This is a genomic window from Streptomyces aculeolatus (genome assembly GCF_020400605.1).
GTDB classification, from domain to species: Bacteria; Actinomycetota; Actinomycetes; order Streptomycetales; family Streptomycetaceae; genus Streptomyces; species Streptomyces aculeolatus.
The window spans coordinates 61727-82068 of sequence record NZ_JAINRD010000006.1 but is presented as its reverse complement, the minus strand read 5'-3'; the positions used below and the strand labels follow the sequence as shown (position 1 = coordinate 82068).

The window sequence follows — 20342 nt, the reverse complement described above, 5'->3', positions numbered from 1 at the left end:
GTGCTCGAACCGCTGCCGCCCGGCCGGGGCGGGTACATCGGCCCCTTCCAGCTGCTGGCGCGACTCGGCGCCGGCGGCATGGGAGAGGTGTACCTGGCGCGCCGCCGCGCCGCGGGAGCGCGGGAGCCGGAGCTGGCCGCGGTCAAGACGATCCGTCGGGACGCCGGCGCCGACGAGGAGTTCCGGATCCGGTTCCGGCGCGAGGTCGAGGCGGCGCGGGCCGTCACGGACCCCCGTACGGCGGCCGTGCTCGACGCCGAGGTGCGGGCGGCGCGCCCCTGGCTGGCCACGGAGTACGTGCCGGGGCCCGCGCTGGCGGACGCGGTGCGGACCTGCGGGCCGCTGCCGTACGGCGCGGTGCGGATGCTGGGCGCAGAACTGGCCGCGGCGCTGGGGAGCATCCATGCCGCGCGGGTGCTCCACCGGGATCTCAAGCCAGGCAACGTGCTGCTCGCCGCCGGCGGTCCGCGGGTCATCGACTTCGGGATCGCCCGGGCCTTCGACGCGACAGCGCTCACCGCCACCGGGATGGTCGTCGGCACCCCCGGCTTCATGTCCCCCGAGCAGGTCACCGGCGCGCAGGTGATCGGACCCGCGAGCGACGTGTTCAGCCTCGGCTCCGTGCTGTGCTTCGCGGCGACCGGGCACGGCCCGTTCGAGGACGAGGAGGCCGCGGCCGTCATCTTCCGTATCGCCCGCGCGGAGGCGGACCTCAGCGGGGTGCCGGAACCGCTGCGCGAGACCATCGCCGCGTGCCTGCGCCGGGACCCGGACGAGCGCATCGACGTCGGCACCCTGGCCGCGGTGCTCGGCGCGGACTCCCCCGTCGCGGCGCCGGACAGCGGCTTCCCGTGGCCGCCCCGGGTCGGGCAGCTGATCACCGGGTACGAGCGGACGGCGGCCGGCATCGCCGCGGCGACGCCCGCGCCGCCGCCGCACCGGCCGGCCGCGGTGCCCGGGAGGCCCGCCCGTACGGCCAGGCCGCCCGGGGCGAGCGCCCGGTGGGCTCTCGCGGCGGTGGCCGCCGTGGCCGCGGTGGTCACGGTGGTGCTGCTGGCGACCCTGCCGGCGGGGGGCGAGGGCGGGGGCTCCGCGGGCGGCGGCGGGGCCGGTGCCGGCGGCGCGGGCGGGAGCGGCGGCGGGGGCTCCGGCGCCGGCGGCGCCGAGAAGGACGGGCCGCCCGTCGTCACCGACGGCGGCGCGGCCGTCCGCACGGGAGACTTCGGCGACGACGCCCTGCGGCCGGAGCGCCGCCCGCCGGGCTGGAGCCCCTGGAACGCCTCCCTGCCCCGCGTCAACGGCTGCGCCCTGGGCGGCCGCGTCCTGGTCTGCACCACCGCCGAGGGCGGCGCCGTCGGTCTCGACGCGTCCGACGGCACGGGGATGTGGACCGCGCCGGGCTCGCGCGAGAACGAGGACACCGCGATGTACCCGCCGCCGGTGATCGAAGGCGGCGTTGCCTACCTGCCCCACCACGACGGCGTCACCGCCGTGGAGCTCCGGTCGGGCGAACCGCTGTGGGACGAACCCGGGTCGGGCGAGCAGGTGCAGGGGCTCGCGGTCCTCGACGGTGTGCTGGTCATGTCGCAACTGGCACCGGAGGGCATGTCGACGGTCACCGCGTTGCGGACCGCCGGCGACCGGAAGGAACTGTGGTCGTTCGAGGACGAGATGGTCTTCACCGTCTCCGCCGTCGACGGCCGCGCCTACCTCACCCACGCGCTGGCCCCGAGCGACCCGTCGGCCGGGTACGCCGCGGACGTCAGCGCCGTCGGCCTCCGCTCGGGCGAGCGCACGGGGCGTACCCGCTGCCGCGACTTCGCCGTCCGGGACACCTGGGTGGTCTGCTGGGAGCCGCCCGACCTCACCGGTGAGACGGGCGCGACGGTACGGACGGCCGACACGCTGGAGAAGCTCCGGACGATCGCCCCGGACGTGCCCGTGCGCACACCGCCCGTCCTCGACGACGACGGGACCCTCCTGCTGAACCAGGAAGACGGCAGGCTCGCGCGCTACGACCTCGCCTCCGGCGAGCGGGTGTGGGACAGGGAGGGGATCACCGACTCGCCCCCCGAGGCCGTGCTGCAGGCGGGCGGCCGGCTGCTGGCGTACCAGGGCGCCACCGTCTACGCGACGCCCGCGGGCGACCCGGACGGGGCCGTCACCAGGCGGAGCTTCGCGGTGGAGTTCAAGGGGAGCGAGCCCGAGGACGTGGCCCTGCCGGTCGCCGTCCTGGTCTCCGGCGGAGCCGTCTTCGTGGTCTACGACGACGGCACCGCGCTCTCCGGCTACCTCCCGACCTGACGCCTGGAATGTCCGACCTCACAGTCGGAATATGGCAACTGACAGCAATCTGCCAATCCCCTGGACGCCGCCCGCGGGCGATGATGCCCGTACGGCTCCGAAGCGGTGACGCCTGAAGTGGGGTATCCGGATGGGCAGTGGCTCCTCGCGCGCACCGAACTCGCCGACCCCGCACCCGCCTTCCGGTCCCGGGGCGGCCGACGGGGCCGCGGCGGCCCCGGGGGCCGCGGTGGCCACGCACTGCCCGTACTGCGCGCTCCAGTGCGGCACCCGCCTCCACCCCGGCGCCGGCCCCGAGGAGCCGCTGCGCGTCGAGCCCGACGCCGGCTTCCCCGTCAACCGGGGCGGCCTGTGCCAGAAGGGCTGGACCGCCCCCGCCGTCCTCCGGGCCCCCGACCGGCTGCGTACCCCTCTCGTACGCGGCCGCGACGGCCTCCTCGCCCCCGCCGGCTGGGACACCGCCCTGGACGCGGTCGCCGCCCGGCTGGCGGAGATACGCGCCGCGCACGGCCCCGACGCCGTCGCCGTCTTCGGCGGCGGCGGGCTGACCAACGAGAAGGCGTACCTGCTCGGGAAGTTCGCCCGCGTGGCGCTCGGCACCCGGATGATCGACTACAACGGCCGGTTCTGCATGTCCTCCGCCGCGGCGGCCGGCATCGCGGCCTTCGGCCTGGACCGCGGGCTGCCGTTCCCCGTCACCGACCTCGGCGAGGCCGACACCGTGCTCCTCGCCGGCGCCAACCCCGCCGAGACCATGCCCCCGTTGATGCGCCACCTCAACAAGGCCGGCGCCCTCGTCGTCGTCGACCCGCGCCGCACCGCCACCGCGGAGCGCGCCGCGCTCCACCTGGCGCCCGCCCCCGGCACCGACCTCGCGCTCGCGCTCGGCCTGCTGCACATCGCCGTCACCGAGGGGCTGGTCGACGAGGAGTACGTCAGGGCCCGTACCGCCGGATTCGACGCCGCGTGGCGTCATGCCGCCGGCTGGTGGCCGGAGCGCGTCGAGCTGGTGACCGGGGTGCCGGCCGACGCGCAGCGGGAGGCGGTACGGCTGCTGAGCGGGGCGCGGCGCGCGTACGTCCTGACCGGGCGCGGCGCCGAACAGCACAGCAAGGGGACGGACACGGTGGCGGCGTTCGTCAACGTCGCGCTGGCGCTGGGGCTGCCGGGGCGGCCCGGCTCCGGGTACGGCTGCCTGACCGGGCAGGGCAACGGGCAGGGCGGCCGCGAACACGGCCAGAAGGCCGACCAGTTGCCCGGCTACCGGCACCTCACGGACCCGGCGGCGCGCGCGCACGTCGCGGAGGTGTGGGGCGTGGCCCCGGAGAGCCTGCCGGGTCCGGGGCTGAGCGCGGCGGAGCTGCTGGACGCCCTGGGCACGGCCGGCGGGCCGCGGGCGCTGCTGGTCTTCGGCTCGAACCCGGTGGTCTCCGCGCCGGACGCCGCGCGGGTCCAGCGCCGGCTGGCGGAGCTGGACCTGCTGGTCGTCGCGGACTTCGTACCGTCGGAGACCGCGACGATGGCCGACGTCGTGCTGCCGGTCACCCAGTGGGCCGAGGAGGAGGGCACGCTCACCAACCTGGAGGGCCGCGTCCTGCGCCGCCACCGCGCCCTGTCGCCGCCGGAAGGCGTACGCGACGACCTGGCCGTACTCCGCGAACTCGCCGTCCGCCTCGGCGAACCGCCCGACCGCTTCCCGGCCGACCCGCGCCGCGTCTTCGACGAACTCCGCCGCGCCTCCCGCGGCGGCCCGGCCGACTACAGCGGCATCAGCTACGCGCGCCTGGACGCCGGCGAGGCGCTCCACTGGCCCTGCCCCGAGGCCCCCGACGGCGCCGCGCCCCACCCCGGCACCCCGCGGCTGTTCCTCGACCGCTTCGCCCACGAGGACGGCAGGGCGCGCTTCCAGGACGTCGACCACCGCGAGCCGGCCGACGCGCGCGACGACCGCTTCCCGCTGTGGGCCACGACGGGCCGGCAGCTCCAGCACTACCAGTCCGGCGCGCAGACCCGCCGGGTGCCGGAGCTGGTACGGGCCGCGCCGGAGGCGACGGTGGAGCTGCACCCCGACACGGCGGCGCGGGCGGGCCTCGCGGAGGGCGAGCTGGCGCGGGTGCGCTCGGCGCGGGGGGCGGTGCTGGCGCGGGTGCGGCTGGTGGCGACGCTGCGGACGGACACGGTGTTCCTGCCGTTCCACTTCCCGGGGCACGGGCGGGCGAACCTGCTGACGGGGACGGCGCTGGACCCGCGCAGCAGGATGCCGGAGTTCAAGGTGAGCGCGGTGCGGGTGGAGCCGGTGGAGGTGCTGGAGACGGCGGTGCCGGAACCGGCGGTACGGAGCGCGGCGGGGTGAGGGCCAGGAGGAAGGGCGCGGCGAGGGCCGCGGGACACGGCGCGACGAAGCGGCCGGAGGGCGGCGCGACGACGGGGACCGCAGGCGGCGCGACGACGGGGGCAGGGACGGGGCGCGGCGCGTCGACGGGAAGGGGGGCCCGGATCGTGATCGTCGGCGGCGGCCCGGTCGGTCACCGTGTCGCCGAACGGCTGTGCCACCACGGCCACGAGGGACCCGTCACCCTCCTCGACGCCGAACCCGGCCCCGCCTACCACCGCGTCCTCCTCCCCGCCCTCCTCGACGGCAGCCTCACCCCCGCCGACCTGAACCTGCCCGATCTGAACGACTTGAACGACTTGAACGACCTGCCCGGCGTGACCGTCCGCCACGGCGTCTCGGCGGCCGGTGTCGACCGCCGGCGGCAGGAGGTGCGTACGACCGAGCACGACCGGCTCCCGTACGACACCCTCGTGCTGGCCACCGGCGCCCGCCCGCACCTCCCGCCCGTCCCCGGGCTGCGCCACGCCTCCGGCTGGCTGATCGACGGCGTGACCGGCCTGCGTTCGCGTACGGACTGCGCGCGCGTGCGCGGCGAGGAGATCGTCGTACTCGGCGGCGGCCCCCTGGGCGTGGAGGCCGCGGCGGCGCTGCGCCGCGCGGGCCGGCGGGTCACGCTGGTGCACCCGGGCCCGTACCCGCTGGACGACCGCCTCGACGCCGGGGCCGGCGAGGTGCTGACGCGGCATCTGGCGGGGCTGGGCGTCGGGTTGGAGCTGGGCCGGATCGCGGCGGAGGTGCGGCCCGGCAAGATCGCGCTGGACGACGAGTGGCTGCTGCCCTGGGACACCCTCCTGTGCTGCACCGGCGTCCGCCCCCGCACCCGGCTGGCGGAGGCGGCTGGCCTGGCGGTACGGACCGGGGTGCTGGTCGACGCGGAGGGCAGGACGAACGACCCGGCCGTACGCGCGGTGGGCGACTGCGCGGAGCCGGGGGGTTCGCTGTACGACGGCTGGGAGCAGGCGGAGACGGTGGCGAGATCGCTGACGGGCGCGTCGGCACCCCACGGGACGGCGGCCCGCCGCCCGGTGTTCCGACTGCGGGTACCGGGCCTGACGCTGGGGGTGCTGGGCGAGGGGAAGGGGGATGCGGGGGACGAGATCGTCACGTACCGGGACCCGGCCCGCGGCCGCTACGCCCGGCTGTCGCTGGATGCCACCGGCCGCCTGAGGGCGGGAGTCCTCACGGGCCTCCCCCAGGCCCTCGCCACCCTGACCCAGCTCTATGCCACGGACACCCCCCTCCCGGAAAGCCGCCTGGCCCTCCTCCTGGGCCGCCCCGCCCCGCGCGGGGGCCCGCTGCCGGAACTGCCGCCGGAGGCGGTGGTGTGCCGGTGCAACAACGTGACGAAGGGGGCGCTGGCGGCGGCGTGGGAGGAGGGCGCCCGGACGCGGGAAGCGCTGGCGGAGGCGACGAGGGCGACGACGGGTTGCGGCTCGTGCGCGGACGACCTCAAGGTCCTGTGCCGCGAGTTCGCAGAGGTCGAAGCATGAACCGCCTGTTGGTCATCGGCTACGGAATGACGGCGCACCGCCTGGTGGAGGAGGTGCGCTCGCGGGACCGGGGGAACCGCTGGCGGATCACGGTGCTGGGCGAGGAGCGGCACGAGGCGTACAACCGCATAGCGCTGACGGACAGGTTGCGGGGCGTACGGGAAGCGGACCTGAAGCTGAGGGGCCAGGACGACCGGGGAATCCAGGTCCGTACGCGCACGAGAGCGGCGGCGATCGACAGACGGGCACACGAGGTGGTGACGGCGGAGGGCGAACGCCTGCCGTACGACGCCCTGGTGCTGGCGACGGGAGCCGCGCCCGCGCGACCGCCGCTGCCGGGGGCGGAGCTGCGGGGCTGTTACGTCTACCGGACGCTGGACGACGTCAACGCGATCCGCAGGGCGGCGGAGACCGCACCCGGGAAACGGGCGGTCATCGTGGGCGGGGGCCTCCTGGGCCTGGAGACGGCGGAGGCGCTCCGCCGCCACCTGGGCGTACGCCCGCACGTGGTGGAGGCGGCCCGCCACCTGATGCCGGCGCAACTGGACCCGGCGGCGGCGGAACTGCTGGCAACGGGCCTGGGGAGAAGGGGAATCCACCTCCACGCGGGGCTGCCGCTCCGGTCCGTCGACGCGGGACCGGACGGGGCGGCCACGGGAGTGACCCTGGCGGACGAAACCCGCCTCAGAGCAGACCTGGTGGTCTTCACCGCGGGCACCCGCCCCCGCGACGACCTGGCGGCGACCGCGGACCTCCCCCGGGCCGACCGGGGCGGCTACCTCGTGGACGAAGACTGCCGCACCCCGGACCCGGCCATCTGGGCCATCGGCGACTGCGCGGCAATCCACGGCCGCCGCACGGGCACGGTGGCCCCGGGCCACCACATGGCAGCCACAGTGGCAGGCCACCTCACCGGCAACCCCACCCCGCCGCCCCCGCTGTCCCCGGCGGAACCCTCAACGGTGCTGAAACTCCCGGGCGTAGAGGTGGCCAGCATGGGCGACCCCCACGCCGCGGGGGACGGCACGATAGAACTCACCTACGCCCACCCCGCCCCGGCTCCCCGCTACGCCAAACTCATCCTGGACCCGGAAGCGAACACCCTCCGGGCAGCCATCCTCCTGGGCCACCCAACGGCCTACCCCCGCCTCCACGCCCTGATAGGCCGGGAACTCCCGTCCCCCGCAGAACAACTCCTCACCTGACCGGAACCTCACCCCCGCCCGGCGTCCTGCGCCTCACGCAGCCACTCGATCTGCCCCTTGATCAAGTCTGCCGGAAGGGCGTGACGCGCCCAAGTCGCACCTCTGAAAGGTCGCAATCACGCTGGAGGGCGTCTGAAATGCCTGTTCAGCGGGCTGGACTTGCGAGGCGACGCACCAGGAGCATGGCCAGGGCGAGGTAGATGGCGTTCTCTGAACAGAGACTTGGGTATTCGTAATCCTTGGACAGGCGGCGGCACCGTCCCAGCCAGGCGAACGTTCGCTCCACCACCCCGCGACGCGGGACCACCGCGAACGGGGGCACCGCCGGCGGCGTTGTCCCCACCCGGGCCACCGGGCCAGCGGCGACCGGCTTCATGCGCTGTACGAACTCGCCTTGCGCACCGGACTCCGCAAGGGCGAGCTCCTCGGCCTCCACTGGGAAGACCTCGACCTCGACGGCGGCACCGCCACCCTCCACCGCTCCCTCCAGCGCACCCGCAGCGGCGGCTTGACGGTCCTGAATACCTAGACCATCGCCTCCGAACGGCGCCTCGCTTTCCCCACCGCATGCATCAACTCCTTGAGATTCACCATGAATGGCAGCAGGAAGAGCGCCAGGCGGCAGGAACGAACTGGACGGACAACTGCCTCGTCTTCACCACCCCGCAGGGCAGGCCGCTCGACCCCACCGACCTCACCCGCCGCTTCCGACGCCTCCTCCAGAGCGCGGGGCTCCGCCCGATCCGCTTCCACGACCTACGGCACTCGACTGCCACCCTGCTCATGGGACCAGGCACAACGCCCCCGGCCCGCCCGACGACCGACCCGCCGCAGCCGTCGTCCGCTGACATTGCCGTCAGCGTTGCCGTCAAGCACCACAGAAGCCCTGTGGTGAGGCCCTGATGAAAACCTCGCATCAGGACCTCACCACAGGGCTGCAGAATCTCACGAGTCAGCTAAAGCGGAAAGTCGCATTTCCACGGCACATCCAGCTCTTCGGGATCAACACCCGCCCGGATGACCGACTCGTCAACATCGTCAATCGACGAGACGATCTCGTCATGAACGATGGAAATATTCCCATCACAGATGTCGTTGTCGTCGACCAACAGATCGCGAAGAACTTCAAATGCCCGGACTCTGAATTCTCCGGATCGGAGTGGGATGACCCAGATCCAAGACTCGCTCTCTGCGGAACTAGACGCCCTGCGGGCACCGACCTCCGATTTTGACATGAGAAGCCTGTTCACCGCCTGAATCTGCATGTTAGGGCTCCCAGAAGATTCGAACGATTGGACCGTCAAATGTGTGGACTCGAAGGTGCGCAAGATCTCCATCGCGATTTCCGGCGCCGCGCCCAAGGACTCGACCGTCCCCCCCGAGCCGATCACCCGAGTGATACGTTCCGCGCTTAGTTCCGTAGTATTGTTTCGTCCCAACACTGTCCATTCCAGACGCGTTTCTGTAGCCGTCTCCTTGATACGTCCGAAGGAAAAGCTCTTCTGCTTCCGAACGACTCTTTTAGACGCCCTAGAAACGCCCACTCGACCACGGAATGCAACCACCGGAGTTATGAACCAGGACCGGCGCCTGCCCGCCAGCACATAGTACGTGCGGATGTCGTTGATGGTGAGGTCGTGGATGCGCTGGCGCTTCGTATAGTGGTGGACGTCCTGGACGGTGGCGGTGGCGCCGTCCGGGGTGCGCAGGATCTAGCTAGAAGCCGGGTCGTGACGTTCGCACAATCGTTCTACTCCTGCTTCCAGAACACGGGTGTGCGGGGTGGACGCCGTGGAGTACTGTATCAATTCAGCTCCACGACGCCTCAAGGTCCCGACACGTGACACAAAGTGTGCCATGAATCATTTCGATTACATGCACGCAGCCCTTTTCGTCAGGGTGGACTTCGTCCGTCAAGATGTCCCCCAAGCGTTTGGTGTGAGCGCCGATCCAATCGCGTCGCGCTTCATATCCGGACCTGACCTGAATCGACAGATCAAACACCTCACTGTAGTCGATCGACAATCGAGGAACGTTCGGCAGGTCGTTGTACGCAAGGTCCAACTTGATACCAAGCGCAGCAAAACTGTCCACCATCGTGAGCCGCTCGACCTTCAGATCCTTGACCGACCGCTCCGAATGAAAGTCATAGTGTTCCGGATCACTCACAAATCTATATGCACCGTCAGGCAAGGAACCTCTCAGGTCGACAAGTGCACTGACATAGGGTCGAGAGTCGACTCGAAATCCATCCGAGAGCCGATCGATACGACTGTAACGGAGCTCCATCTACTAGCCACCTAATATCGAGGGCGCTTCCAGTTGTCACCCTTGATCCTATCCCCCTTGCCCAGCGCCCCAGACCTACGCATGCAGTCGACGGAGATTCCCTTGAGGATGCTTTCCACTTGTGGGAGGTCAGCAGACCTGACAGCGGACGAGCCTTTCAGTCCGTGCTTGTCGAACCACCCGTTACTTCCACAAAACCCAACCTCGACATCCCTGTGGTGCACGTGAATCTCGAACTGTCCAGAATTTCCCGGAACCGGATCAAGGCGCTATGAGTAATCTCCGTAGAATTTCTTGTCGTCGTACGGCCCCGGTGGCGGTGCACCTTGATTGTGGACGAGGACAGGGGTCTCGCCAGCGAGGACGTGGTAGGTGTGGATGTCATTGATGGTGAGGTCGTGGGTGCGTTGGCGCTTGGTGCAGTGGCGGACGTCCTGGATGGTGGCGGTGGTGCCGTCCGGGGTGCGGAGGGTGTGGCCGGGGGTGAGGTCGCCGGCGTTCGCCCAGCCGTGGTTCTCCTGTACCCAAAACGGGTGGGTGGTGGACGTCAGGGTGGTGGTGCTGCCGTCTGCTGTGATGGTGAGGTCGACGAAGTCCTGTCGTCTTCCGTGGTGATCGCTGCCACGACCTCGCGAATCGTGGTCTTGTCTGTCTCAGGATCGGTGACGGTGATCTTGTCGCCGATCTCGAGGTCCTCGATGGCTTGTAACTGCCGTCAGCCAGCAACACCCGCGTGCCAGGGACGAAGCTGTGGCACTTCTTCGCCGCCTTAGCTGATCGTTTCAGAATGAGTTGAGCTCTGGACCTCGCGTTCGACGGTCTTGGTGGGCACAGCGGAGTGGCTTGTCCGTCAAGGGAGAACCAACCTCTGCCTCCCGTCGATGAGTTCGCGCACGACGTCCAGGTGGCCGGCGTGCGTGGCGGTCTCGGTGATCACGTGCAGGATGACCTCGCGCAGGTTGTCGAGGCGCCAGTTACCGAAGAAATCCGGCCACCAGCTCGGGGCCGCCTTCAGGTCGGCGCCGGCAAGGAAGGCGTCGGCAAGCTCCCCTTCCTTGCGGTAGAGAGCGAAGACCTCCTCGGCTGTCTTCTCCGGGGCGGGCTGCCACGCGTTCTCCCCGGACCCGAGGATCTCTTCGATCGCGGCTTGTTCCCCGGCAGCAACCGCGCGGAACCAGAACTTCTCGTCGTCCAGAGCGAGATGGTGCACCAGCCCAAGGCATGTCCAGCCGGACGGTAGAACCGGGCGCCGCAGCGCCTCCTCGTCCAGGCCCTCCAAGATGCCCAGGACATGCTTGCGCTTGCTGTTCAGGACGCCGAGTAGCGTCGTCAGTTCAGTGTCAGCCATGGGCCGGACCCTATGCGGCCCCACTGATATCCGCTAATGCAATGAGCTGAGTTGTCGGTGGGTGATGAGGCAGCAGGCGAGTTTGAGGAAGGCTTCGCGGATGTCGGCTCTGCGTTCCCAGCGGATTCGTAGGCGTCGGAAGCCGTGGAGCCAGGCGAATGTCCGCTCGACCACCCACCGATAGGTGCCCAGACCGCTGCCGTGCCGGGTGCCGCGGCGGGCGATGGCCGGCACGATGCCTCGCTCGCGCAGCCGGTCTCGGTGGATGTAGCGGAATTCCAGTTCCTGGGCGGCGGGCAGGCGGATTCCTTCGATCCAGAGTTCGTTGTCCTTCACTTCGAAGTCGATCGTCTGGGCCGGGCTCTGGGAGGAGCAGTTGCTGTTGCAGGGGTGGCTCACAGCCGGTGGGCCCATGACACCGCCGCCCGTTTGTCTCCCCTTCGGGCCACCGCGGCTGCCGTCCGCGCGGGTTTGCGCGCTTCCGCAGGTCACGTCGCTCGGGGAGCCCCTGCCGCAGTCGAGTCCCAGGCCGGTGGGGTCCTTGAAGGTGAGGGGGTTCTGGGCGGCGTAGGTGTAGCCGTTCAGGGTTTGGGGTTTGTCGAGTTCGAGGAGTGGGTCGACGCTGATGAAGCGGCCCAGCTTCGGGTCGTACTCGCGGGCGCCCAGGTGCTGCAGTCCTGTGCTGGCGGTGTCGTCGGTGCCGCCGACGAAGCCGCGGGTGTCCGGCCAGGGTGAACGAAACGCTGCCGTCGTCCTCCTCGACCGCCTGGTGGCCGCCGCCGAGGCCGAAGTAGCGGGTGGCCTGAGTCAGAACACTTCGGGAGAGATCCGGTCACACGCGTGCGATCTCCCCCGGCCGCCTCCTCCGCCCAAAGGTGCGCCCCGCGCCGCCCCGCGGGGTCGGGGTTCGAGGGCGGCGCGGGGCACGGGTGGGGGGCCGGTGGGTCAGCCCTGTTCTGTGGTCGAGGAGCGGGGCGGGACCGTGAGGGTTTTGCCGTCGGAGAAGGTCACCGTCTGGTCCGTGGAGCCGTAGTTGTGGGCCGTGTACGTCTTCGTGCCGCCCGTGGCGAACACCGCCGCCGTCGGGCTGTCCGCCGTCACCGCGGTGTCCGGCGCGCCCGTCGCCGCGAGGGTGTGGATCCAGTGGTAGATGTGCGCCCACGAGTCGCCGGCCTCCGGCGCGTACGTGCCGCCGCCGCCCGCCGCGTACGCCTGGCGGGCCGCGGCCGGGTCGCTGAGGGCCTGGAACTCCCAGAGCAGTTCGCGCCACTCGACCGCCGGGCCGCCGTTCTCGCGTTCCATCTCGGCGAGGTTGCGGTCGATCGCCGCCTTGTCGCGGGCCAGGTGCAGTGAACCACCGGTGACCGGGAGGACGTTGATGCCGTGGATCTCCTCCGGGTTGCCCGTCCACCAGGTGGCGTGCGCGCCGCCGGCGCTCCACACCATGCCCAGCGTGTTGTGCTGGAAGTCCGCGGGGAAGGCGTCCTCGTCGGCGTCGAACCAGTAGTTGCGTACGGCCTCCGACTCCGTCGTCAGCAGGTAGACGCCGAGGTCGCGCAGTTCGGTGTCGCCCGTGGCGGCGCCGAACATGATCAGGCCAGCGCTGAGGTTGACCGACTCGGAGGACGCCTCCTGGTTGTTGCCCGCCGCGAAGCCGGCGTGGCCGGCGGCCCAGCTGTGGCCGGCGTAGACGTCGAAGCCGCGCAGGAACGGGTAGCGGTCGCCGTCGCGGGCCGGGTTGGCGGCGTCGGCGATCAGCTCGCGGACCATGCCGCCCCAGGCGGAGTCCGCCGCCCAGGCGGGGTCGTACTGGGCGACGACGGCGGCGGCCATGACGTAGTAGCCGTAGTGGAAGTGGTGGTCGTTCAGCTCGGTGTCGCTGCCGTACGAGGCCGGGTAGCCGGTGAGCGTCTTCCACACCGCGTCGTACGAGAACTCCGTCTCGCCGCCCGCCGTGAACCACTCCTCCAGCCGCGACTTCATCACCCCGAGGATCTTGTCCCGCGCCGCGGTCGCGTCGATCTGGTCGGCGATCGGCACCACCTGGGCGAGGCGGCCGAGGGCCTTGCCCGTCCAGTACGTGTCCGCGCGGCCGATCGAGGCGGTGTCCGCGACCTCGTTCACGAAGGCCGTCAGCTGCCCCCGGTCCACGCCGTCAGACTCCGGCAGCGCGGGCAGGACGCCGGTGACGTCCTGGGAGGTGGTGAAGGAGGCGCCCTCGCGGACCTTCATGGTGCCGCGCGGCGAGACGTACTCGTACGCCGTGAGCTGGTCGGAGGTGTGCTTCCACTGGTGCGGGTAGAGCGCCTGGAGGGTGCCGGTCTCGGTGCCCTCGCGGGCCTCTGTCTGAAGGGTGTACGTGGCGTTCATCCGCCCCTGGTCCGGCGCGTAGTCCCAGTCGACGCGGGAGCCGGTGACGAAGCTGAAGGCGTAGCGGCCGTACGTCTCGAAGGCGCCGGTGTCCGGCAGGACGGCGACGGAGTAGTAGTCCTTGCCGCCGAGGTCGGAGCTGAGGGTGCTGCCGGAGACCGTCCAGTCGCTGCCGGTGGGGGCGTAGAGCGCGTAGTGCTTGCCGCCGACGGTGATGCCGAGGGCGTTGCCGTCGTCGGCGAAGACCTCGGGCGCGGCGGCGGCGGTGATCCGCGCGGCGCCGCCGGTGGCCTCGGCGTAGACGAAGGGGCTGCCGTGCCCGATGGTGGCGCGCAGCGTGCGGCCGCCGCCGGACCAGTAGGGGCTGACGGTCCAGTCGGACCAGCCGTCCGCCTTCGCGTCGGGCGAGTTGAGGCCGTCGACGCCGAGGGTCAGGTCGGCCTTGTGCTGGAACTCGTACTGCGCGCCGCCCCCGACGACGACGTGCTCGGTGGCGTACCCGACCTCCAGCCCGCCGGCCACGGCGCGGTAGCTGAGCGGGTGGCCGAACATGGGCAGGGAGTACGGGTTGTCGGCGGCCCGCTGGAACGCGAGCGACGACCACCAGTCGTTGGTCGGTACGGGCCGGTCCGCGACCCGCTCGGTCACCTTCGGCGACACCGGCTGCCCTGCGTTGTCGACGGGCCCGGAGGTGCCGGGCGGCCGGGTGTCGGAGTAACTCCCCTGCCCGACCGGTATCTCGGCGGCGCTGGCCGACCCGGCGGGCAGTGCGGCCCCGACGGCGACGGTGGCGGCGGTGAGGGCCAGGAGGGTGCGCCTGCGCTTCGGATGTGGTCCCACGAGCTGCGTACCTCGCAATGAGTGGGGGACAGAGGAGGGTGAGAGCGCTCTCAGAGGGGCGTGCAGGAAACTAGAGCCGCCCGAAACCGCTGTCAACACCTCTCGTCAGGACTCAACCCGAGGTCTGCTCTTCCGCGTTCAGTTTCTGAACGCACTCCGGAGGGCCGTACCGCCCCCGGCCTGCGTCAGGGCTTGCGGAGGACGCCGCCGTACTCGTACAGCTTGTCGCTCTTCTTCGTGACGCCCACGTACGCCTCCAGCTCCGGCGAGACCGGCGGCAGCGGCGGCTGGGTCGGGTCCGGGCGCCAGTTCACGAGGTTCACCATGCCGGGGTCGACCGGCTCCAGGCCGTCGGTGAAGGCGTCGATCTGCTGGGGGGTGCGGGTCACCCAGGGGACGCGGGTGGTGTTCATGTACTCGGTCGTGGCCCTGGCGTACTCCTCGTCCTCGGAGACGACCTGGGAGAGCGCGAGATAGCTGCCCGGCACGGCGCCGTCGATGACGGTACGCAGGATGCCGCGCGGGTCGTCGGCGTCGGTCAGGTGGTGGGGCACCGAGAGGAAGAGCACGGCGAGCGGCTCGTCGAAGTCGATGAGCCGCTGGAGGTCCGGGTGGCCGAGGACGACCTCCTGGTCGCGCATGTCGGCGGTGATCACGACGGTGGAGTCGTCGTCGGCGAGGAGCGCGCGGCCGTGGGCCAGGACGATGGGGTCGATGTCGACGTAGACGACCCTGGGGGACTCGCCGTACTCCTGGGCGACCTGGTGGACGTTGTTGTTCGTGGGCAGGCCGCAGCCCATGTCGAGGAACTGGCGGATCCCGGCCTCGCGCGCGAGGTAGCGCACCGCACGGTAGAGGAACTGCCGGTTCTGCCGGGTGATGTCCACGCCCTCGGGGAACCGCTTCAGCCCGACCCGGAGCATGTCGCGGTCGACCTCGTAGCTGTCCTTGCCGCCCAGCATCCAGTCGTAGACGCGGGCCGAGGTCGGACGGTCGGTCGGGATGCCGGGTATCGCGGGTCCTTCGTCAGGCGTCACTGCCCACACTCCTCGTCTCGCAACGGTCGAACTTGCTTACGTACGCGGAGAGTTGAGCCTATCCACTGCCGACTTCCCGGAACCATACGGCCAATGCGGCACCCGGGCCCCTACCCGGCCGGGCACCTCGCCGCGGCCGTACGCGGCCGGCGCGGGGCCGTGGCCGGGGGGTTTGCGGTGGGGAGCAAGGGGGTGGTCCGCGCGGGGCCCGGCGGGTGATCGTGGTGGCCGCAACACGGAGGGCCGGGTGGACACGGCCCGGTCCTCCGGTTGCGGGCCCCGCGCAGGGGGTGCGGGGAGTGCAGGAATGGAGGATTCACATCATGGGCAGTCCAGGGGCACCAAGACCTACGTCTACAACTGGACGAGCAGCGGCTGGTCGACCCTGTGGATCTCCACGGCCCCGTCGTCGAGTTCCTACGTCGGCAACTCCAAGAACGACAAGGCGGATTCCTTGACCGTCTGCTGACCGCCCGCACCGCAGCCGCACCGCGGCGGGCCGGGGGCCGGGCCGGCGGGCCCGCTCCCGTCCCCGGCCCGCCGGGCGGGCACCGCGCCGGACGCACCGGACGCACCCGACGCACCTGACGCGCGCAGCACCGCCGCGCCGGCCGGGGTCAGGGTGTGCAGGACCGAGCTGCCGTCGCGGACCGTGGTGATCAGCCCCGCGTCGCGCAGCGTGCCCGCGTGGCGGCTGGCCGCGGAGGCGGAGACGCCGGTGGCGCGGGCGAGTTCGCCCGTCGTCGCGCCGTACGCGGCGGCGTGCAGAACGGCCCCCCGGGCCCTGCCGAGGAGTGCTCCGAGTCGCTCCTCCGGCGGTCGGCCGCGGTCGGGGGGTACGGGGGCCTGCCGGTGGTGGACCGGGTACCAGAGGACAGGCGGGAGTTCGGGGTCGGCGAGGCTCACGGGGGCGTCGTCCGCGAAGTACGACGGCACGAGCGTCAGACCCCGCCCGTCCAGCCGAAGGTCCCGGTCCACCCCGGCGGGGTAGCGCACCTGGAGCACCGGCGCGCGCCAGTGCATCGCCGGGGCGAGGCCGGCGAGCATGCCGTCGGCGCCGCCGTGCAGCAGCCCGCGCAGGCGGGCGGTGCGCTCGGCTTCCAGCCGGGCCTGCATGTGGTCGGTCCAGGGGGCGACGACGGCTTCGTAGTAGGCGCGCAGGAGGCGTACGAAATCCCTGCGCTCCGCCGTCTCCGCGAGCCGCGGCGCCCACGCGGGGGCGCCGACCGTACGGGCGAGGCGGCCGACTTCGCGGCGTACCCGGCGGGGTGGCGCCGCGAGCAGCAGCTCCGCGCCGTCGCGGAACGACGTCACGGCCTCGCCGGGCGCCTGACCGGGCGTCAGGAAGTCCGGAAAGTACCGCGCGCGCGGGTACAGCGGGACGAGGGTCTCGCGCACCGCGCGCTCCAGGCCCTTCTCGCGGAGCATCCGGCGGGCCATGCGGTACCACGCGGCGTGCACGTACCGGCCCCTGCGGGTCTGCAGCCGGTGCAGGCTGACGACGATCTCCCAGAGCGGGTCGGGCGCGTCGGCGACGCGCGTCCTGACCAGGTCGGCGTCGCGGAAGTGAATGCGGAGCATGATCGTCCCCCGATCGATGGCACCCGGCCCCGCGCGAGCATCGTCGATCACGCGGCCGTCCCCCCGTGTGACGGCCCCGCGGCCGGTGATGACATCCACGATGCGGAACCGACCTGGCAAGAACCTTGCAGGCACCTAGAATCCGCTGGTGGCGCCGCCGGGCGGGCGGCCGGGCAGACGAGGGACGTGCATGGAGTTTCGACTGCTGGGCGGGATCGAGGCCGTGGCGGACGACGGCCGTCCGGTCGATCTCGGGCCCGCACGGCAGCGGAGCGTTCTCGCCGCGCTGCTGCTGGACGCGGGCCGCGCGGTGCCCACGGAGCAGCTCGTCCACCGGGTCTGGGGGTACACCGCGCCGCAGCGGGCCAGGGAGACGCTGTACAGCTACCTGTCCCGCCTACGCCGTACCCTCTCCGGCTCGCAGGCAACCCTCGCCCGCGGCTCGGACGGCTACGGACTGGCCGTCGGCCCCGCCGACACCGTGGACGTACACCGCTTCCGCCTGCTGCTCACCCTGGGCCGGGCCGCGCAGGACGACGCCGGGGCGGCGGGCCTCTTCCGCGAGGCGCTCGCGCTCTGGCGCGGCGCGCCGTTCCCCGGCGTCGACACCCCGTGGTTCAACGGCGTACGCGACGGCCTCGCCAAGGAGTTGCTCGCCGCGGAGCTGGACTGCGCCGACGTACGGCTGCGCCTCGGCGACCACGCCGCGCTGCTGGCCGCGCTCGCCGAGCGCAGCGCCGTCCACCCGCTGGACGAGCGGCTGGCCGCCCAGTACATGACCGCCCTGTACCGCTGCGGCCGCCCGGCCGACGCGCTCGACCACTACCGGCGCGTCCGCGGCCTGCTCGCCGAGGAGCTGGGCATCGACCCGGGGCGGCAGCTCCAGCAGCTGCACCTGGCGGTGCTGGGCGGCGACCCGGAGCTGAGCGGCCCGGAGCCGGGAGGGCCAGGGACGAGGGGGCCCGGGCCGGGCGGGCCCGGGCCGGGCGGGCCCGGGCCGGGCGGGCCCGGGCCGGGCGGCCCGCAGTCGGTGCGGTCCGCCGCCGTACGCGGGCCGTCGTCCGCCCCGCCCGCCTGGCTCGCGCAGTGCCAGCTCCCGCCCGCCGTACGGGGCTTCGCCGGCCGGACCGGCCTCGTCGACCGCCTCGCGGAGCTGCTGGAGTCCCCCGACGCCGCGCCCGTCGTCGTCTCCGGCTCCCCCGGCGTCGGCAAGACGGCGCTGGCCGTCCACCTCGGCCACCGGCTGCGCCGGGCGTTCCCCGACGGCCAGTGGTACGTACGCCTCCAGGGCACCCGCGAACGCCCCCGGGAGCCCGCCGACGTCCTCGCCGGCCTGCTGCGCGTCTCCGGCGAGGACGCCGCCGCCATCCCCGAGTCGCTGGAGGACCGGGCCGGGGCGTTCCGCGGCCGGGTCGCCGACCGCCGCGTCCTGCTGGTGCTCGACGACGCGGCGGACGCCGAGCAGGTACGCCCCCTGCTGCCCGGCACCGCGGGCGTGGCGGTGCTCGTCACCAGCCGCTCCGACCTGCGGGGGCTGACGGCCAGTCACGCGGCGCACCCCGTACGGCTGGACGTCCTGCGCCCCGGCGAGGCGACCGACCTGCTCGCCGGCATCCTCGGCGAGCAGCGGGTCGCCGCGGAGCCCGCGGCGGCGGGCCGGCTGGCGGAGCTGTGCGCCCGGCTGCCGCTGGCACTGCGGATCGGCGCGGCCAACCTGGCGGCGCGGCCGGGGCGTTCCCTCGGCGCGTACGCGGACGAGCTGGCGGACGACGGGCGGCTGGCGAAGCTGTCCATCGCCGGCGACCGCGAGGCCGCGGTCCGTACCGCCTTCGACCACTCCTACGCCGCCCTGGAGCCGGCCGCGGCGCGGCTGTTCGGCCTCCTCGGGCTGCACCCGGGGCCGGACTTCACGGCGGCGTCGGCCGCCGCGCTGCTCGGCTGCGCCCCCGCCGAGGCGGAGGAGCCGCTGGACCGGCTGGCCACCGCGGGCCTCGTGCAGCACACGGGCGCGGACCGGTTCCTCTTCCACGACCTCCTGCGGCTGTACGCCGCCGAGCGGGCCGCCGCCGACCCGGACGGCGAGGCGGCGTGGCGGCGGCTGGGCGACTGGTATCTGGCCTCCGCGGACGCCGCCACGGCCTTCGACTTCACGGGCCTGGCCCAGCTGCCCAGGCCGCGGCACACCTCCGGCCGGTTCCGCGACCGGCAGCAGGCGCTCACCTGGCTCGACGAGGAGCGGGCCAACCTCGTCGCCGTCACCATCCGCGCCGCGGCGGCCGGCCCGTACGAGCTGTCCTGGCAACTGGCCGACCAGCTGCGGATGTTCTTCTACTACTGCGGCCACCAGCCCGAGTGGAAGGCGACGGCCACCGCGGGGCTGCGGGCGGCGGAGGAGCACGGCGAGGTGCAGGCGCGCGGGGCGATGTACCACAGCCTGGGGCTGCTGGGGCAGAACAGCGGCGACTCCGCCGCCGCGCTCGATGCCCTGCACCGCGCGCTGGACGACTACCGCGACACCGGCCTGGAGGCGGGCGAGGCGGCGATCCTCAGCAACCTCGCGGTGCACGCGGGCCAGCGCGGCGACATGCGCCGGGCGCTGCACTGGCAGCAGCTCGGCATGGAGGTGCTGCGCGGCCTGGACAAGCCCGTACAGCTGGGCGGGTCGCTCAACACCCTGGGCCTGGTCCACGCCTACCTCGGCCAGCTCGACCGCGGACTGGAGCGCACCACCGAGTCGATCGAGGTCTGCCTGGCCCACGGGCAGCCGCCGCGCACCATCAGCCCGTTGATCAACCGGTCGCTGATCCACACCTGCCTCGGGCAGTACGAAGCGGCGCTCGCGGACGCCGACGAGGCGATGCGGCTCGCCCGCGAGCACCGCACGCGCCAGCACGACGCCGGCGCCCACGGGGCGCTGGCCCGCGCCCGCCTCGGCAGCGGCCGCCCCGACCTCGCCGAGCCGCACGCGGAGCAGGCGCTGCGCACCGCACGCGAGGTGGGCGACCCCAGCGAGGAGGCGGACTCCCTGCTCACCCTCGGCGAACTGCACCGCCTGCGCGGCCGCCTCGCCCCGGCCGCCGGCCACCTCACGGCGGCCATGGCCATCGCCCGCCGCTACGGCTTCCGCCACCAGCAGGCCGAGGCGCACGCGGCCCTCGCGTCCCTCCACCTGGCCGCCGGCGAGGCGGCCACGGCGACCGACCACGCGGACCTCGCGCTGACCACGGCCCGCGAACTCGACCTGCCGCTGACGGAGCACCGCGCCCTGACGGCGCTGGCGGCGATAGCCGAGGCGGACGACCCCGAACGGGCCGCCCGCCACAGGGCCGAGGCCCGCCGCATCGAAGAGGAGACGCGCTACCGCCCCTGCCCGGACACATAGTCCCGCCGCAGCGGGTCCGGCCGCGGCCGGTCCGGCCGAGCCGGTCCGGCCGCAGCACGGTTCCGCCGCAGCACGGTTCCGCCGTCTCCACCGGGGCCGGC

At 72.7% G+C, this 20342-nt stretch carries 12 protein-coding genes and 4 pseudogenes; 6 read left to right on the top strand and 10 right to left on the bottom strand.

The window, feature by feature from the left end; translation table 11 throughout:
- From LG396_RS39255 to LG396_RS13055, 4 genes are all read left to right on the top strand, one after another.
- The gene (locus tag LG396_RS39255; RefSeq protein ID WP_308190100.1) at nt 1-2304 is read left to right on the top strand and encodes a protein kinase domain-containing protein; all 2304 of its coding nucleotides are present in this window, start codon (nt 1-3) and stop codon (nt 2302-2304) included.
- A 229-nt stretch (nt 2305-2533) separates the two neighbouring features.
- A complete protein-coding gene (locus LG396_RS13065; RefSeq protein ID WP_225794905.1) occupies nt 2534-4657 on the top strand; it encodes a molybdopterin oxidoreductase family protein in 2124 nt (707 codons plus the stop codon).
- Nucleotides 4658-4803: 146 nt separating this feature from the next.
- The gene (locus tag LG396_RS39680; protein WP_308190099.1) at nt 4804-6189 is read left to right on the top strand and encodes an FAD-dependent oxidoreductase; all 1386 of its coding nucleotides are present in this window, start codon (nt 4804-4806) and stop codon (nt 6187-6189) included.
- Complete coding sequence (locus LG396_RS13055) at nt 6186-7394, top strand: NAD(P)/FAD-dependent oxidoreductase (protein ID WP_225794903.1); 1209 nt, start codon at nt 6186-6188, stop codon at nt 7392-7394. Before LG396_RS39680 ends, LG396_RS13055 begins: the two co-directional genes overlap by 4 nt.
- Nucleotides 7395-7539: 145 nt before the next feature.
- Here the strand turns inward: LG396_RS13055 and LG396_RS13050 are convergent.
- Nucleotides 7540-7707 (bottom strand): annotated as a pseudogene (locus LG396_RS13050) (transposase); the annotation flags it as partial.
- A 42-nt stretch (nt 7708-7749) separates the two neighbouring features.
- Between LG396_RS13050 and LG396_RS13045 the strand changes: the two are divergent.
- Nucleotides 7750-8297, top strand: a pseudogene (locus LG396_RS13045) (site-specific integrase); the annotation flags it as partial.
- 53 nt (nt 8298-8350) lie between these two features.
- Here the strand turns inward: LG396_RS13045 and LG396_RS13040 are convergent.
- The 9 genes and pseudogenes from LG396_RS13040 to LG396_RS13000 form a co-directional block, all read right to left on the bottom strand.
- Nucleotides 8351-8659, bottom strand: a complete 309-nt coding sequence (locus tag LG396_RS13040) for a hypothetical protein (protein WP_225794902.1) — start codon at nt 8657-8659, stop codon at nt 8351-8353.
- A 544-nt stretch (nt 8660-9203) separates the two neighbouring features.
- Entirely contained in the window at nt 9204-9563 is a 360-nt protein-coding gene (locus LG396_RS13035) for a hypothetical protein (protein ID WP_037740666.1), read from the bottom strand.
- A 389-nt stretch (nt 9564-9952) separates the two neighbouring features.
- A complete protein-coding gene (locus LG396_RS13030) occupies nt 9953-10234 on the bottom strand; it encodes a polymorphic toxin-type HINT domain-containing protein (RefSeq protein ID WP_263979091.1) in 282 nt (93 codons plus the stop codon).
- A gap of 299 nt (nt 10235-10533) precedes the next feature.
- On the bottom strand, nt 10534-11031 hold the full coding sequence (locus LG396_RS13025) for a DinB family protein (RefSeq protein WP_225794901.1): 498 nt from the start codon (nt 11029-11031) through the stop codon (nt 10534-10536).
- A gap of 33 nt (nt 11032-11064) precedes the next feature.
- Nucleotides 11065-11295, bottom strand: a pseudogene (locus tag LG396_RS40020) (transposase); the annotation flags it as partial.
- Nucleotides 11296-11616: 321 nt separating this feature from the next.
- Nucleotides 11617-11697 (bottom strand): annotated as a pseudogene (locus tag LG396_RS39240) (hypothetical protein); the annotation flags it as partial.
- A 279-nt stretch (nt 11698-11976) separates the two neighbouring features.
- A complete protein-coding gene (locus tag LG396_RS13010) occupies nt 11977-14241 on the bottom strand; it encodes a glycosyl hydrolase (protein ID WP_225794900.1) in 2265 nt (754 codons plus the stop codon).
- A gap of 185 nt (nt 14242-14426) precedes the next feature.
- On the bottom strand, nt 14427-15278 hold the full coding sequence (locus tag LG396_RS13005) for an SAM-dependent methyltransferase (protein ID WP_037740651.1): 852 nt from the start codon (nt 15276-15278) through the stop codon (nt 14427-14429).
- A 417-nt stretch (nt 15279-15695) separates the two neighbouring features.
- A complete protein-coding gene (locus tag LG396_RS13000; protein WP_225794899.1) occupies nt 15696-16859 on the bottom strand; it encodes a helix-turn-helix domain-containing protein in 1164 nt (387 codons plus the stop codon).
- Between the two features lie 190 nt (nt 16860-17049).
- On the opposite strand from LG396_RS13000, the gene LG396_RS12995 reads away from it, so the two are divergent.
- Nucleotides 17050-20241, top strand: a complete 3192-nt coding sequence (locus tag LG396_RS12995) for an AfsR/SARP family transcriptional regulator (protein ID WP_225794898.1) — start codon at nt 17050-17052, stop codon at nt 20239-20241.
- Nucleotides 20242-20342 lie beyond the last annotated feature (101 nt).

Coding starts and splice junctions, on each gene's coding strand:
- LG396_RS13055 (WP_225794903.1), top strand. CDS start 6,186: ATGAACCGCCTGTTGGTCATCGGCTACGGAATGACGGCGCACCGCCTG.
- LG396_RS13040 (WP_225794902.1), bottom strand. CDS start 8,659: ATGCAGATTCAGGCGGTGAACAGGCTTCTCATGTCAAAATCGGAGGTC.
- LG396_RS13025 (WP_225794901.1), bottom strand. CDS start 11,031: ATGGCTGACACTGAACTGACGACGCTACTCGGCGTCCTGAACAGCAAG.
- LG396_RS13000 (WP_225794899.1), bottom strand. CDS start 16,859: ATGCTCCGCATTCACTTCCGCGACGCCGACCTGGTCAGGACGCGCGTC.
- LG396_RS12995 (WP_225794898.1), top strand. CDS start 17,050: ATGGAGTTTCGACTGCTGGGCGGGATCGAGGCCGTGGCGGACGACGGC.